The organism is Dietzia sp. KRD202, from assembly GCF_017168155.1.
Classification (GTDB): domain Bacteria; phylum Actinomycetota; class Actinomycetes; order Mycobacteriales; family Mycobacteriaceae; genus Dietzia; species Dietzia kunjamensis.
Genome location: NZ_JABFAN010000019.1, coordinates 62,174 through 76,979, shown reverse-complemented (window position 1 = coordinate 76,979; position 14,806 = coordinate 62,174). Strand labels below are relative to the sequence as shown.

The following is a 14,806-nucleotide window of genomic DNA, read 5'->3' as shown; positions in this document are numbered from 1 at the left end:
GGCCGCCCGAGGTCGACAGGGGGACTCTATCGCCCCGACCCGCGCCCCGTGGGGACATTGCCCGGGGGCGCGGGGAGGGTCACTGCCCGAGGCTGCCCGCGCCGGTCGTGAGCAGACCCAGCAGCGCGGCGGGGCCGGCGTCCGTGACGGCGGCACCGATGGTCGCCCCGCCCGTGGTGGCGTCGCCGCCCGCGGAGGTCGTCGCACCGCCCGTCGCGGTCTCGCCACCGGCCAGGCCGCCGAGCAGCGACGGAGAGATCGTGCAGAGGATCTGCCCCACCGAGCCGAGGCTCTCGACCGACCCGCCCTCGCCGAGCACGGACGGGAGCAGGTTGACGACCGTGTTGAGCAGAACCATCACGAGACCGGCCGATTCGGCGTCGTCGCCACCGGTCACCAGGGGCAGCAGCTGGGCCAGCGAGGCACCGTCCATCTGCCCGTCCCCGACGACCGCGCACAGATCCGGGGTGGCGCCGACCTCGTCGTCGTCCCCGGTCGTCTCACCGTCGCCGGCGCCCGTTCCGTCACCCTCATCGCCGGCGAGGGCGTCGTCCTCAGCGGTCGGATCACCGGGGACCGCCGAGAGCGTGGGGTCGGACTGCGTGGCGGTCGTCGTGGTCTCGGTCGTCGCGGTCTCGTCCGTGGTGTTCGCCGTGGTTGCGGCCGGGCTCGTGATGGCCGGGCTCGTCGTCGCCTCCTCGTCCTCCGACGGGGCACCCGCGCCGTCGGTGACGGTGATGGCGACCTTCTCCGACTGCGAGATCCCCGAGTTGGAGACGGTGACGAGCACCTCGTACTCGCCCGCGCGGGTGGGCGTGCCGGAGATGACCCAGCCGTTCTGGGTCAGACCGTCGGGCAGGCCGGTGACCTGCACCGTCGTCCCGGGCGCGATGGTGCCGCCGGCGGCCTGGGCGACCACGGGCTCGAGGTCGAGGTTGACCGCCGTACCGAGCGGGAGCTCCTGCGCACCGGCCTGGCCGGTCGCGTTCTGGGTCAGCTGGATGTCGCCGGCGTCGACGGCGGCGGGCGCGCCCACCGCGGCGACGGTGCCACCGCCGACCACGGCGAGCGCGGCCAGGGCTCCGCCGAGGGCGAGGGAACGGGAACGGGGGGCGGTGCGGTGCGAGCGTCGCTGGAACATGAGGTCACCTTGTCGTCCGGGAGCTGGGCACGACCGGGTCCGGCCCAGTCACACATGTACCATACGTCACATCAGTCACATGGGCCACAGGTGCGGTGTCGTGTCGGACCGGGTCTCCGCAACCGGGGTCCCTACACTCACCTCCGGACGCCACGCCGCGACGGAAGGACCCACGTGACCCCACCCCCCGAGATCGCGATCCGGGCCCACGGCCTGCGCAAGACCTATTCCCACGGACGGGTGAAGGTACGCGCACTGGACGGCGTGGACGTGGCGATCGACAAGGGGCGCTGGACCGCCGTCATGGGCCCGTCCGGCAGCGGCAAATCCACCCTCATGCACTGCCTGGCCGGCCTGGACACGCCCGACCACGGCACGGTATCGATCGGATCGACCGAGATCACCCGCCTCGGTGACGCGGGACGCACCCGGCTGCGGCGCACCCGGGTGGGCTTCGTGTTCCAGTCCTTCAACCTCGTGCCGGCGCTCTCGGTACGCGAGAACATCGCGCTCCCCGTGCGGATGGCGCTGCGTCGCCCGGACCGGTCGCGCCTCGACTCGCTGGTCGGCGAGCTCGGGATCGGCGACCTGCTGAAGCGGCGCCCGCACGAGCTGTCCGGCGGCCAGCAGCAGCGGGTGGCCATCGCCCGCGCCCTCCTGCCGCGCCCGGACGTGGTGTTCGCCGACGAGCCGACCGGCAACCTCGACTCCGAGTCCGGCGAGTCGGTGCTGGGACTGCTCGGCGCGTGTGTCCGCGAGGCCGGCCAGACCGTCGTCATGGTCACCCACGACGCGCACGCCGCCGCCCACACCGACACCGTGGTGGTACTGGCGGACGGACGGATCGCCGACGAGGTCCCCTCCCCCACCCCCGAGGCCGTCCACACGGCCATGCGCTCGCTCACCGGCCGCCGGCCGGCCACCGCGTGAGCCCCCACCTGGTCCTGGGTCAGCTGCGCGCACACGCGGGCCGCTACCTCGGCACCATCCTGGCGATCGCCGTGGCCGTCGGCTTCGTCCTGGCCTCGGTGGGCGTACTCCGCACGATGACCGCCAGCGCCGACGCGACCTTCGGGATGCGGTACTCGGGCACCGCCGTGCTCGTGCAGAACCTCGGCGACCGCACCTCCGCCGGCACCGACGCCGCGCGCGAGGAGGCGGCCGAGGCCCAGCGGCTCGGCCTGGAGGCCATCGCCGCCACCCCCGGGGTGCGGGCCGTCACCGTGGACGCCCAGACCTACGTGCGGGTCCGCGCCGAGGGACGCGCCCAACAGGTGACGACGACGACGGCGCTCGCCACCGACGACGGTCTGCGCTGGCAACCGCTGGCCGACGGGCGGCTCCCCGCCGCTCCCGGTGAGGTGGCGATCCGCAGTGACGCGGACCTCCCGCTGGGCGCCACGTTCGAGGTGCTGCCGAGCGGCGCCGGTGATCCCGTCCCCGTCACGGTGGTGGGGCTGTTCGACCTTGCAGGGCAACCGGACATGAACTCGGCGTTCCCCCTCTACACCGTCGACGAGCAGGTACAGCAGTGGGCGCCGAACGGGGCCGGGGGCGATATCCGTGTGGCCGGCGACGGCACGGTGTCGGACGAGGCGCTGGCGGCGGAGATCGAGCAGCGCCTGGACCGGATCCCGGGCACGTCCGCCGTCGAGGTGTCCACCGGCGCGGCCGAGGCGGACGCTCTCGCGGAGTCCTTCATCGGCAGCCGCGACGTCTACACCCGGGCCCTGCTGGCCTTCACCGTGCTGGCCGTCGCGGTGGCCGCCCTGGTCATCGGCACGACCTTCGCGGTGGTGTTCGCCGCGCGCGTCCGGGAGACGGCACTGTTGCGCTGCCTGGGCGCCTCGCGGCTGCAGTTGCGACTGTCCGGGATGGCCGAAGCCCTGGTCGTCGGCGCCGTGGCGACCGCCGCGGGGTTGGCGTTGGGTCGGTTCGCGGTCTCACTCGCGGCCCGGGAGGCCCCCCGACTCGGCGTGACGATTCCCCTGCAGGAGGTCAGCGTCCCCGGATCCGCCTATCTGCTCGCCGCCGCGGTGGGCGTGGGCGTCACCCTCGTCACCGCTCTCCCGCCCCTGTGGCGCGCCACCTCCGGCAGCCCACTGGAGGCGCTGCGCCCGGCCGATGTACGGCCCGACCCGTGGTGGCGGCGGCTGGCTATGGTCGCGGTGGGTGCCGTGGTGGGCGCCTTCGGCTGGCACTCGATGTCGGCGGCCGTCGAGGCGGGGGCCGTCGTCGAGGCCGGCGCGTGGGGCGTTCTCGCGTTCCTGGGGATCCTGGCCGTGGTCGCCGGTGCCCTGCCCACCCTGCTCGGGGCGCTCGGCAGCGTGGTGGGGGTGCTGCTCGGCCCGGTGGGTCTGCTCGGCGCACGGAACATCGCCCGCAGTCCGCGCCGCACCGCCGCCACCTCGGCGGCCGTACTGGTGGGCGTGACTCTCACCGCGACGATGGTGACCGGCATCGCCCTGCTCGGACCGGCCATCCAGGCACGGCTCGTCGACCGCGTCCCGCTGGACATCGCCGTGACCGCATCGAGCGGTGACACCCTGCCCGAGGGACTGCCGTGGACGCTGGCGGAGCTCCCGGGCGTGGACGAGTCCCTGGTCGTGACCGACATGTACGCGGAGGGCCCCGGGGGAAAGCGCACGGTCCTCAGGGTCGCCGACCCGGAGCGGGTCGGCGACGTGATGCGCCGCGACGTCGTATTGCCCGGGCCCGGGGAGATCGTGCTCCCGGAGTCCTCCCCCGTGGCCGCCGGTGCCCGCGACGGCGAGACCGTCCGGTTCACCTTCTTCTCCGATGCCGACGGTCGCGACCTGGTCGTGCGTCGGACGAGCGATCAGTGGGCCCTGGCCGCGCCCGGGAGCGTGCCCGCCTGGCCCGTGGCGCAGTTGCCCGACGGGTCCCCGTGGCCGGACGACGTGGAGGTGCCCACCCAGTTCGTCCCACGCACCGAGGTCTGGCTGCGCATGGATGACTCCCTGGCCGGTCAGCAACTCGAGTCGGCACTGCAGGGCGTGCGTTCCGCCGTCGTGGACGCCGCTCCCGACGCTGCCGTCACCGAGAGCTTCGCCTCCCGCGAGCAGATCGCCACCTCCGTCCGGACCGTCCTCACCTCCAGCTCGCTGCTGCTGGCGGTGGCGGTCGCACTGGCCCTGGTGGGGGTCGCCAACACGCTCACGCTGGCCGTCCGGGAACGGACCCGGGAGATCACCCTGCTCAGAGGCGTCGGGGTCACCCGCACCGGCGTGTGGCTCATGCTTGTCCTCGAGACCGCGTTGGTGGCCGCCTGCGCCGCAGCCCTCGGCGTGCTGCTGGGGGCGGCCTTCGGCACGGCCGGGGCGGCCGCGCTCACGGGGACCGGTTCCGGCGCGGGAGGCATCTTCAGTGACCTCGGTGGGGTCGGTAACGATGGTGTACCCGTGGCCGATCTGGTGAAGGTGGGGTTCGGGGGCGCCCTCGCGGCTGTCCTCGCCGCCGCCGTCGCCTCCGTCGGGGCGGTCCGATCCCGGGTCGCATCGGACTAGATGCTCGCGCTTCCCGACCGTCCTCCGGGGTGAAAAAGATTCCACCCCGTCCGTCCGGTAGCCATCCTTTGACAGAACTGAGACACTATCGTTATGAGAACTCGGGTGCTCCTCGCCGCCGGCGCAACAGCGCTGGTGGCCGCGTCCTGCGCGCAGCCGGAGCCACAGGTGCTCTCCGAGGCTCCGCGCTCTGCGTCCGCGACGGAGATCACGTCGCCGACCACCACCGAGCGTGACGAGCAGCCCGGGAAGTTCATCGCGCGATGTGCGACCGAGGCCGACGGCGGGACGCCCGGCCTCACCATCTTCACCGACGGATCGCAGAACGTCACCGACCACTGCCTGAGCAGGTACTACATCGGGGTCCAGCCCGCCCCCGGGGCGCTGTACGTCCCCGACGAGGAGGCCGGTACCTACGCGCCTCCCAGCGAGACCGCACCCGTCGAGACGACGGGCGAACAGTGGACGCCCGCCCAGCCGCGAACCGATATCGGGTTCGAGGACGACCAGGAGCTCCTCGGCGACGGGGAGACGACCGAGAACCCGGAGGAGCCGGGCACCGAGGATCCCGACACGGACGATCCGGATGCCCCGACGACCCCGACCGACGGCACCTCCCCCACCTCGCCCACCTCGCCCACGACGCCGCCCACGACCGAGCCGGGCAGCACCGAGCCCGGCGTGACGGATCCGACCACTCCCGGGACCAGCACTCCCGGCACCACCGAACCCGGCGACACCACCCCCACGGGGACCGGCTCGTCCGAGCCGACGACGGTGCCCACCGTGACCGAGGCGCCGCAGGAACCGCAGCCGGGCCCGCTGACATCCGTGATGTCCGCCGCCCCGTCCGGCTCGGTCGGCCCCACGGGGTCACAGACCCCCACCGAGTCGGGGACGTCAGTGGGGCTCCCCGCGTTCCGCTGGCCCGGATCGTTCTGGCCGGGCGGCCCGCAGGGCTGACCTTCCGACGGCATGCCCTCCGACCGGGTGTGAACTCCGGCCGGGCGTGACGTCCGGCCGGGCGTGACGCCCGGCCTGGTGTGACGCCCGACCGGAAACCGCGCCGGTCTGGTGTGACGAGCGTCAGGCCTCGTTCATCCGACGGCGCAGGTCCTCGCGCTTCTCCCGTCGTCCGGCGTCGACCGCCGCGATGTCGGAGTTGATCTGCGCGCGCATCCGACTGAACAGCACCATCGACAGGGGCAACGCGATCAACACGGAGATGATCGCGGCGACGAGCACCGGGACCTGCACACCCGCCAGGCTGCCGATCCCGATGATGAGCAGCGTCAACGCCACCACCAGCAGGAGTCGGACGACGGTGTAGACGACCATGTTGCGGGCCAGTCGCGCTCCGGGCGCGGACCCCTCCGGTGTGGCCGCCGGGCTGGCCGTCCCCTCCGCGGGGTGTGTTGTCTCGTCTCGCTCGCTCATGGTCCCCAGGATACGTATCGTGGTGGGAAGGAGGTTCGAGTGATCTGGCTGTTCGCACTCATCGGAGTGGTGACCGTGGCGATCCTGCTGTGGCGGGCCTTCGGGCCCGGGTCACGGCCGGCTCCCCCACGGGTGATCGCCCCGGACGACGACCCTGATTTCCTACGGGATCTGGACCGTCGCAAACCGCTGGACCCCTGACGTCGGCTGCGCACGGGTCCGAGCGCAGCCCTGCCCGATGCAGCTCTGCCCTGCCAGGTATCGCCGGCCGGGTCAGCTGCGTGACAGCAGGCGGACGATGGAGTCCACGGCGTCGCTGATCTGCGCCCCCGTGCGGTCGAACACCTCCGGTTCCCGGCCGATCGGATCCTCCACGTCGAGCGCGGGATCGTCGGTGTCGATACTCAACCTCGCCCGCGACAGGCCCGCGAGCGTGACGGACTCGTCGGAGTCGGCGAGCCGGGCGGCCTCCAGGATCGTGTAGGTCTTCTTCCACAGCAACGGCGCCAGTTCCTGCACGGCATCGCGGTGCGCCCGGGTCGCGGTGAGGACGAGGTCGCGTCCTGTCAGCAACCGGGCGGTGAGCAGTCGCGACGCGAAGCCCCCGCCGTCTCCCCCGTACCCCTGCAGCACCCGTAGGGTCTCGCGGTGGATCTCCACGCCATTGGCCGCCCGCGTCCCCGCGGAGTCGACCGACACATCGAGTCCGGCTGCCGTGGCTCGCGCGGCCAACAGACGCTCGGCCAGCGGCGACCGACACATGTTGCCCGTACACACCGTCATCACCGAGATCGCCATGGCGACGATCCTAGTGCGCGCTGCGCGTCACTCCCCGCGCCACTGCGGGGCGCGCTTCTCGAGGAACGCGGACATGCCCTCCTGGGCGTCGCAGGTGACGGCGTTGGTGGCCATGGTCTCGGCCATCTCCCGGTACGCCTCGTCCTGGGGCAGATCGATCTGCCGGTAGAAGGCCTGCTTGCCGATCTCCAACGTCAGCGGGCTGGAGTGGGCGATCTGCAGCGCCAGCTCATCGACCCGGGAACGCAGGTGGTCCCCGGGCACCGCCTCGTTGATCAGCCCCCAGTCCACCGCGGTGGCGGCGTCGATCGTCTCACCGGTCAGCAGCATCTGCATGGCCCGCTTACGGCCGATGGAGCGGGAGACCGCCACCATGGGGGTCGAGCAGAACAGGCCGATCTTCACGCCCGGGGTGCCGAAACGCGCGGTGTCGACCGCCACGGCCAGATCGCAGGTGGCGACGAGCTGACAGCCGGCGGCGATCGCGTGGCCCTGCACCTCGGCGATGACCGGCTGCCGGATCGCCTGGATGGTCTCCATGAGCTGCACGCACGTGGTGAAGACCTCGCGCTCCTGCGTGAGGGTGCGGTCGACCATTTCACTGATCTCGTGCCCGGCGGACAGCGCGGGGCCGGACCCGGTGAGCACGACGACCCCGCAGTCGGGGTCGTCACCGAGGTCGCGGATCGCCGCCGTCGCCTCCCGCATCATCTGCAGGGAGAGCGGGTTGCGACGCTCGGGCCGATCGAGTGTGACGCGGGCGATCGGGCCGCTGCGCTCGACGAGGACGAAGGGGGTGCTCATGGGGCCTCCGGAGGGGATGAGGAGCTATCCTCCCCTGGTTCTACCCCGCGGCGCCCGTCGACGGGCCGGGACGGGGCCGGGGCGCCCCCGCCGGGGCGTGGCGAGGCGCGTGGCACTCCCCTCCGGTCACCCCGGGCCCCGGGCCGGGTCAGTTCGCGGCGGCCTCGTGCGTGCCGTCGCACCACTGCTCGGCGGGGACGGTGTCCTTGACCTGGTCGACATGCTGACCGCAGCCGTCCCACGTGGTCTTGCCGCAGACGGGGCAGGTGACGGGGTAACACATAAGAATCTCCTCAGATCCGACGTCATACCCTAGGGGGTATACCCGTAAGGGTATGTCAGTTCTCGTCCGGCCGCCACTCGGCGTCGACCCTGGGCGTGGCCTCACGCAGTCGTTCGACGTGCGCCTGACACTCCTCCCACTGCGGGAGCCGGCCCGCGGCGGCGACGTCGAGCAGGCTCGGGGCGTCGCGGTCGCGCTCGCTCATGACGTGCTCGATCGAGGTGCCGTCGAGGGCCGATCCGGGCCAGTCGATCGCGATCTTGGGATCGAAGGCGTCGATGACGTGCTCGGCCCCGGGCCGCCAGCCCTCCGAACAGAAGTACATCACCGTGGATTGCGGCTCGAGGGTCAGGAAGCCGTGCGCCACGCCCTCGGGGATGTAGATCGCCCGCTGCTCAACGGAGTCCAGGATGACCCCGGCCCACTCACCGAAGGTCGGCGAGCCCACGCGGACGTCCACGACCACGTCGAAGACCGTGCCGGACGGGCACAGCACGTACTTGGCCTGACCGGGCGGGACCTCGGCGAAGTGCAGGCCGCGCAGGACCCCCTCCCCCGAGACCGACACGTTGACCTGCGCGAGATCGAAACGGTGGCCGGTCATCCGACGGAAGGTCTCGTCGGTGAACGCCTCGTGGAACACCCCGCGGTCGTCAGAGATCTGCCGGGGGGTGATCTCCCACGCCCCCGACACGCTGAGCTCGCGTAGTTGCACTCCGGTCCCGCCTTCCCGTTGTCTATCGATCCCGGTCGCCCCCGGCGCCCGGGTCACGACCACCCTAGCCGCGCATGGCGTCCACGATCTGCGCTGCCGTCCACTCGCCGATCAGCAGACAACCCATGGCGTCGTCGTGGACGGAGGCGTCCTCGTCCCATCCGGTGACGACGAACTGGAAGATGTAGGTGGCCTAGTCGTCGCTCCATCCCACGATCAGACTCGAGGTCGCCATCCGGCCCGGCTCGGCGGTGTAGGTGCCCCGCAGGTAGCGGTAGACGCTGCGGACGGCGCCGGCGGACTCGTCCCCTTCACCGGCGACCTGCTCGAGCAGTGTCCAGTCGGGCAGTGCGTCGGCGGTGGCGACGATCATCTCGACCGCCTGCTCGGTGTCCATCGCGGGCGCGACACGGGCGCAGGTGGCCACCGCGTTGGGTGAGAACCCGTCACGGTGCGCACCCGGGTCCACGTAGATCACCGCGGACGGCTCGGGCGATTCGATGCGCTGCCACGGCGGGCTGTCCACCCAGGTCAGCGGCTGTGCGGCCACGGCCATCGGTGGGCTCGCCTCGAGAATGCGACCGGTCGACGCGCAGTACTCCTGGATAGAGGTCATGTCCGGGTCCCCGCGCCCCGTCAGCCCTGTAGTCCCGCGCCGACGATGTGCGCGCCACCGTCGACGACCAGGGTCTGCCCGGTCATCCAGTGCGCGTCATCGGATAGCAGGAACGCCACGGGGCCGGCGATGTCGTCGGGCACCCCCAGTCGCCCGGCTGGCAGCGCCGCGGACATGGCCTCCTCGCGGCCGGAATACAGCGCCTCGGCGAACCTGGTCTTGACCACGCCCGGGGCGACGGCGTTGACGCGCACGGCGGGTCCGACCTCTACGGCGAGCTCCTGGGTCAGCCGCATGACCAACGCCTTGGTGGCGCCGTACCAGCCGATCCCCGGCGACGGTGCCAGGCCGGCGATGGAGGCGATGTTGACGACGGCGCCGCCGCGCTCGCCGAGGCCCGAGTGGTAGACCTTCTGCGTCCAGGACAGGGTGCCGAGGGCGTTGACCTCGGTGATCTTGCGGGCCGCGGCGAGGTCGATGTCCACCGTGCGGCCGAATGCCGGGTTGATCCCCGTGTTGTTGACCAGCAGGTCGATGGGCCCGAACGACTCTTCGGCCCGGGCCACGACCTCACGCTGGTGGTCCTCGTCGTCGCTCTTGCCCGCCACCGCCAGCACCCGCTCCGGTGTGCCGAGGTCGGCGACGGCGTCGTCGAGCCCCTCCTGGCCGCGCGCCGTGATGACCACCGACGCGCCTTCCGCGAGCAGGCGACGGGCGATGCCCAGGCCGATCCCGCGGCTCGCGCCGGTGACGAGCGCGGTGCGGCCGGCGAAGCGGTCCGGGACGACGGGGCCGGTCCGGGGGGACTACGCGTCTCGGGGGCGCGGAGAGGGGGAGAAGAGGCAGGGGGGCGGGCAGGGGGGTAGCGGTCACGGCCGTCTCCTTGCGAGGGTCGGAATGCGTCTGGCGTGCGTCGCCCAGCCTAGAGGCCGTGTCGGTGTGCCAGGCCGCGCCGGGGCCTCACGGCATCTCCTCAGCGGACCCTCCGGCTTTCCTTCACTACGGCGCCGCCGGGCGCTAGAGTTCGTGACAGGTCCCATCCGGCCGCCCCCTCGGGCGGCTCCACTACCCCGGGGTGTGTGCATGTCACCACTAATTCCACGCGCTGGCGCGGACTCACCCGTGTGCTCGATCCTCGATATCCCGGGCCCGCGGTGGTTCACGGCGAGCGATCCCATCTGGCGGGTCCACGGCGACGTGTCCACCCCGATCGGCATCACGACCGGTCTGCTCATGCTCGCCGCCGACCCCGCCTACTCCGCCGTGATGGTCGCGTGCGGTGCGGACGCCGAGCCGTGGACGATGGACGACTACCTGCACGACCTCGTGGAGATCTCGACCTTCGGCACGGTCGATGACGCCATGGTGACCATCGAGCACGCCCGTCGTGACCACAATTCGTTCTCCGGCACCACCGAGTACGGCGACTACTTCTATGGCTCCGACCCCGGGCTGATCCAGTGGTCGCAGGCCGCCATGACGTGGGCCCTGCTCGTCGCCTTCCAGCGCTTCTCGGGGCGTCCCCTGTCCCCCGCCGAATCCGACCGGTACGTCCACCAGTGGGCGGGCCTCGCGCGGCTCCACGGTGCCCGCAGCTTCCCCTCGACCGTCCGCGAACTCGAGCAGCTCCTGCGCAGGTCCCGCGGCCGCGCCCGGCCCACCGATGCCGGTCGCCGCGCGGCGAGGAAGCTCCGTGAGGACTCCCGCGCCTGCCCCGGGGTCACGGAGAACTCGGTGATCGCGCACCGGTCGTGCACGACGGTCGTGGACGCCGCGGCGAGCCTGGTGCCGTCGGAGGTGCGCCGCGCGCTGGATCTCCCGCACCGTCCGATGGACCGCGCGGCAGTGTTCGGGAGGATCACCAAGGCGCACCAGGGCCTGTCCTCGCCGCGGCTCACGACCCGGGCGCCCATCGCGGCCCCGTCGGCGATGCGGGCCCGGACCGCCTGAGCCCCGCCTCGCGCGTAACACCCCGGCCGCCCGGGGTCACCAGTGGCCGTTGACGCGGCCCTTGATCCATCCGGCGGCCTCCCACACCAGATGAACCGGCAGCATCCCACGGTCGAGCCGCTCGACGGGCACCATCCGCACGTCCAGACCGGTGGCGGTGCGCATCCATGTCCCCGCCCGGAGGGTGTGGGGCCGGTTGGTCACCACCAGGATCCGGTCCCACCCGCGCACCCGCGCGATCGACGCGACCGTCTGCGCCTCGCCCCAGGTGGTGCGCGGGTCGGGCGAGAAGCACACGACCTCGGCGCCCGCGGGTCGGGCGATTCCGGTGCACAGCCGCCGGGCCACCGTCTCGGAAGTGCCGCCGGGGTTGCTCACGAGCAGCGTGTCGGCATACCCGGCTTCCACGAGGTCCCGGGCGTACAGGTGGCGACCGTCGTCGGCGCCGGCGAGCATCACCACGGCGTCGGCGTGAACGGGCTCGTCGGCGCGCGGCTGAAGCAGGAACGCGCCCCACGCCGTGAGAGCGAGCGCGGCGACGGCGGCGGCCGCCACCGCGGCGGCGCTCCCGGCCGCGAGCACTCCGTGGCGGGTCCGGTTCACGACCCGGGTCCCGGGAGGTCGCCCCGCTCCCGCTGTCGCTGGGCGATCCAGCCCTCGTGGGCGATCGCGCGGACGAGATCCTGCGTCCAGTCGTCCATCGGCTCCAGCCCGACGGCACGCCACGAGGCATCGGAGAGCACGGAGAAGGCCGGCCTCGGAGCGGGGCGCGCGAACTCCTCACTGGTGCAGGGTCGCACCCGCTCGGGATCAGCCCCGAACCACGTGAACACCGCCCGGGCGAGGTCGAACCACGTCGCGCGGCCTCCCCCTGCCAGGTGCAGGGTCAGGCCCCGCGCGTCGAAACCGCCCCAGGCCTCCCCGCCGACGAGGCCGAGCAGTTGATCGGCCAGCGGCGCCGTGTAGGTGGGCGAACCCCACTGGTCGTCCACCACCGAGAGCGTGTCCCGCTCGCGCTCGAGGCGGACCATGGTGTCGACGAAGTCCGAACCGCGCAGCCCCTGCCCGTGGCGCACGGGGCCGGTGTACACCCACGCGGTGCGGACGATCGTCGTCTCGGGGTACACCGCCAACGCCGCCCGTTCCCCCGCGAGTTTGGTGCGCCCGTACGCGGTCACCGGCGCGGTCGGGTCGTGCGGCTCGAGCGCCGGAGCGGTGGCCGGGTCGCCCCCGCCGGGGACCTCGCCCGAGAAGACGTAGTCGGTGCTGATGTGGACCAGCCGGATCCCGCGGTCGCGGCACGCCACGGCCAGCGATTCCACGCCGTCGGCGTTGACCGCGTGCGCGGTGACCTCGTCGGCCTCCGCGCCGTCGACGTCCGTGTACGCGGCCGTGTTGATCACGACCTCCGGTGCGTGACGGTCCAGGGCGGAGGCGATCGAGGCCGGGTCGGTGAGGTCGAGCTCGTCGCGGCCCACCGCGACCGCGCCACCGCCGAGCTGACGCCTCGATTGCCTGTCCAGGTAGTGCCCGAGCTGTCCGCGGCCGCCCGTCGCGAGGATCCGCGGCCACCGGCCGGCGGTCACAGGCTGCGCCCCTTCTCGCGGCGCAGGATGTCCAGAAGGTACAGGCCGTACCCGGATTTGCGCAGGTCGTGGGCGAGGACGGTGAGCTCGTCGTCGTCGATATATCCCATACGCCATGCCACCTCCTCCGGGCAGCCGATCTTCAGGCCCTGCCGGTCCTCGATCGTGCGCACGTAGTTGCCCGCGTCGAGCAGGGAGTCGTGCGTACCCGTGTCCAGCCACGCCGTGCCCCGCGGCAGCACCTCCACCTGCAGTCGGCCCTCGCGCAGGTAGTGCCGGTTGATGTCGGTGATCTCGTATTCGCCCCGGGCGGACTTTCCGAGGCCGCGCGCCACGTCCACCACGTCGGCGCTATAGAAGTAGAGGCCGGGGACGGCGAAATCGGAGGACGGGTCCTCGGGCTTCTCCTCCAGGCTGATCGCCCGACCGTCGGCGTCGAAGTCGATCACCCCGTACTCGCTCGGATTGGAGACGCGGTAGGCGAACACGGCGCCGCCCTCGGGCTCGGCGAAGCGCCGCAGCTGCGTACCCATCCCCGGCCCGTAGAAGATGTTGTCGCCCAGGATGAGGGCCACCGGCTCGTCGCCGATGTGCTCGGCACCCAGCACGAACGCCTGCGCCAGCCCCTCCGGCGCCGCCTGCTCCACATAGCTCAGGGCGATGCCGAACTGGCTGCCGTCACCCAGCAACCGGCGGAACTGCGGAGCGTCCTGGGGGGTCGTGATGATGAGGATGTCCCGGATCCCCGCCAGCATGAGCGTCGACAGCGGGTAGTAGATCATCGGCTTGTCGTACACCGGCATCAACTGCTTGCTCGTCGCCAGGGTGAGCGGGCTCAACCGGGTGCCGCTGCCGCCGGCCAGGACGATCCCCTTCACCGCGTGGCCCCCGGGTCCAGCACGTGTTCCGTCCGCGCGTACTTCGCCTCGACGCGCTCCTTGACCGGCTCCCACCAGTCGCGATGGGTGGCATACCACTCGATCGTTTGCTGCAGGCCCTCGCGCAGGTCGGTGTGCCTCGGCTCCCAGCCCAGTTCCTGCCGGGTGGCGGTGGCGTCGATGGCGTAGCGCAGGTCGTGGCCCGGCCGGTCGGTGACATGGTCGAAACCCGGGTCGCCCCCGGTGCCGGCCCCGTTTCCCCCAACGCCGCCAGCCACCCCCATGAGCTCGCAGATCATCTGCATCACCTGCAGGTTCGAGTGCTCACCGTCCGCGCCGATGAGGTACGTCCGGCCCGGCTCGCCCGCGGCCAGGATGCGCAGGACCGCCGCGTTGTGGTCGTCGACATGGATCCAGTCCCGCACGTTGGCCCCACTGCCGTAGAGGCGGGGCCGGCGACCGTCGAGGATGTTGGTGATCTGACGCGGGATGAACTTCTCGACGTGCTGGAACGGGCCGTAGTTGTTCGAGCAGTTGCTGATGGTGGCCCGCACCCCGAAACTGCGGACCCACGCGCGCACGAGCATGTCGGCCCCGGCCTTGGTGGCCGAATACGGGCTCGACGGGTTGTACGCCGTGTCCGGGGTGAACTTGGCCGGATCGTCGAGCTGCAGGTCCCCGTAGACCTCGTCCGTCGACACGTGGTGCAGGCGCACGTCATGCCGCCGACACGCCTCGAGCACGGCGTAGGTGCCGACGATGTTGGAGTGCAGGAAGGGCCACGGGGTGGCCAGCGAATTGTCGTTGTGGCTCTCCGCGGCGAAGTGCACCACGGCATCGTCCGGCCCCGTCAGCTCGGAGACCAGCCGGTCGGTGACCGCCGGGTCCGCGCAGTCCGCCTCGACCAACTCCACCCGCTCGTCGGGCAGTCCGTCCAGATTGGCGCGGTTGGCGGCGTACGTCATGGAATCCAGCACCGTGACGTGGGCGTCCGGGTACTCGCGGACCGCGGTGTGGACGAAGTTGGCGCCGATGAACCCGGCTCCCCCGGTGACGACGAGGCGCATGCAC

16 protein-coding genes and 1 pseudogene are annotated in these 14,806 nt (G+C 72.1%); 5 read left to right on the top strand and 12 right to left on the bottom strand.

The window, feature by feature from the left end:
* Positions 1-79 precede the first annotated feature (79 nt).
* The gene (locus J1M64_RS15980; RefSeq protein ID WP_206474823.1) at positions 80-1,141 is read right to left on the bottom strand and encodes a hypothetical protein; all 1,062 of its coding nucleotides are present in this window, start codon (positions 1,139-1,141) and stop codon (positions 80-82) included.
* 174 nt (positions 1,142-1,315) lie between these two features.
* Between J1M64_RS15980 and J1M64_RS15975 the strand changes: the two genes are divergently transcribed.
* From J1M64_RS15975 to J1M64_RS15965, 3 genes are all read left to right on the top strand, one after another.
* Positions 1,316-2,071, top strand: coding sequence for an ABC transporter ATP-binding protein (locus tag J1M64_RS15975; protein ID WP_206474822.1), 756 nt, complete (start codon positions 1,316-1,318; stop codon positions 2,069-2,071).
* Positions 2,068-4,668, top strand: coding sequence for an ABC transporter permease (locus J1M64_RS15970; protein WP_206474821.1), 2,601 nt, complete (start codon positions 2,068-2,070; stop codon positions 4,666-4,668). The genes J1M64_RS15975 and J1M64_RS15970 overlap by 4 nt, the downstream gene beginning before the upstream one ends.
* Before the next feature lie 93 nt (positions 4,669-4,761).
* Positions 4,762-5,631 carry a hypothetical protein gene (locus tag J1M64_RS15965; RefSeq protein ID WP_241261656.1) on the top strand — a complete coding sequence of 290 codons (870 nt, stop codon included), beginning with the start codon at positions 4,762-4,764 and terminating at the stop codon, positions 5,629-5,631.
* A 123-nt stretch (positions 5,632-5,754) separates the two neighbouring features.
* Here the strand turns inward: J1M64_RS15965 and J1M64_RS15960 are convergent, their stop codons facing one another.
* Positions 5,755-6,105: a DUF4229 domain-containing protein gene (locus J1M64_RS15960; protein WP_120284207.1), complete on the bottom strand. Its 351-nt coding sequence runs from the start codon at positions 6,103-6,105 to the stop codon at positions 5,755-5,757.
* A 39-nt stretch (positions 6,106-6,144) separates the two neighbouring features.
* On the opposite strand from J1M64_RS15960, the gene J1M64_RS15955 reads away from it, so the two are divergent.
* On the top strand, positions 6,145-6,306 hold the full coding sequence (locus tag J1M64_RS15955; RefSeq protein ID WP_167457827.1) for a hypothetical protein: 162 nt from the start codon (positions 6,145-6,147) through the stop codon (positions 6,304-6,306).
* 72 nt (positions 6,307-6,378) lie between these two features.
* Here the strand turns inward: J1M64_RS15955 and J1M64_RS15950 are convergent, their stop codons facing one another.
* The 6 genes and pseudogenes from J1M64_RS15950 to J1M64_RS15930 all read right to left on the bottom strand — a co-directional run.
* The gene (locus J1M64_RS15950; protein WP_182635516.1) at positions 6,379-6,903 is read right to left on the bottom strand and encodes a protein-tyrosine-phosphatase; all 525 of its coding nucleotides are present in this window, start codon (positions 6,901-6,903) and stop codon (positions 6,379-6,381) included.
* A gap of 27 nt (positions 6,904-6,930) precedes the next feature.
* Complete coding sequence (locus J1M64_RS15945) at positions 6,931-7,707, bottom strand: enoyl-CoA hydratase (RefSeq protein WP_206474820.1); 777 nt, start codon at positions 7,705-7,707, stop codon at positions 6,931-6,933.
* Between the two features lie 148 nt (positions 7,708-7,855).
* Positions 7,856-7,990, bottom strand: a complete 135-nt coding sequence (locus tag J1M64_RS20245) for a hypothetical protein (protein WP_256385633.1) — start codon at positions 7,988-7,990, stop codon at positions 7,856-7,858.
* A 55-nt stretch (positions 7,991-8,045) separates the two neighbouring features.
* On the bottom strand, positions 8,046-8,705 hold the full coding sequence (gene rfbC / locus J1M64_RS15940) for a dTDP-4-dehydrorhamnose 3,5-epimerase (RefSeq protein ID WP_206475018.1): 660 nt from the start codon (positions 8,703-8,705) through the stop codon (positions 8,046-8,048).
* A gap of 193 nt (positions 8,706-8,898) precedes the next feature.
* Positions 8,899-9,321 (bottom strand): hypothetical protein, encoded by a 423-nt coding sequence (locus J1M64_RS15935; protein ID WP_241261655.1) that lies wholly within the window; start codon positions 9,319-9,321, stop codon positions 8,899-8,901.
* Positions 9,322-9,341: 20 nt separating this feature from the next.
* Positions 9,342-10,097: pseudogene (locus tag J1M64_RS15930) on the bottom strand (SDR family oxidoreductase); the annotation flags it as partial.
* Between the two features lie 307 nt (positions 10,098-10,404).
* Between J1M64_RS15930 and J1M64_RS15925 the strand changes: the two are divergent.
* Complete coding sequence (locus J1M64_RS15925) at positions 10,405-11,271, top strand: oxygenase MpaB family protein (RefSeq protein WP_241261654.1); 867 nt, start codon at positions 10,405-10,407, stop codon at positions 11,269-11,271.
* A 36-nt stretch (positions 11,272-11,307) separates the two neighbouring features.
* Here J1M64_RS15925 and J1M64_RS15920 read toward each other — a convergent pair whose 3' ends face one another.
* The 4 genes from J1M64_RS15920 to rfbB are packed head-to-tail and all read right to left on the bottom strand — an operon-like array spanning position 11,308 to position 14,802.
* Entirely contained in the window at positions 11,308-11,874 is a 567-nt protein-coding gene (locus J1M64_RS15920) for a YdcF family protein (protein WP_256820322.1), read from the bottom strand.
* Entirely contained in the window at positions 11,871-12,857 is a 987-nt protein-coding gene (rfbD, locus tag J1M64_RS15915; protein WP_206475051.1) for a dTDP-4-dehydrorhamnose reductase, read from the bottom strand. Before rfbD ends, J1M64_RS15920 begins: the two co-directional genes overlap by 4 nt.
* Positions 12,854-13,735 carry a glucose-1-phosphate thymidylyltransferase RfbA gene (gene rfbA / locus J1M64_RS15910; protein WP_206474819.1) on the bottom strand — a complete coding sequence of 294 codons (882 nt, stop codon included), beginning with the start codon at positions 13,733-13,735 and terminating at the stop codon, positions 12,854-12,856. Before rfbA ends, rfbD begins: the two co-directional genes overlap by 4 nt.
* Complete coding sequence (gene rfbB / locus J1M64_RS15905) at positions 13,732-14,802, bottom strand: dTDP-glucose 4,6-dehydratase (protein WP_206474818.1); 1,071 nt, start codon at positions 14,800-14,802, stop codon at positions 13,732-13,734. The genes rfbA and rfbB overlap by 4 nt, the downstream gene beginning before the upstream one ends.
* Positions 14,803-14,806 lie beyond the last annotated feature (4 nt).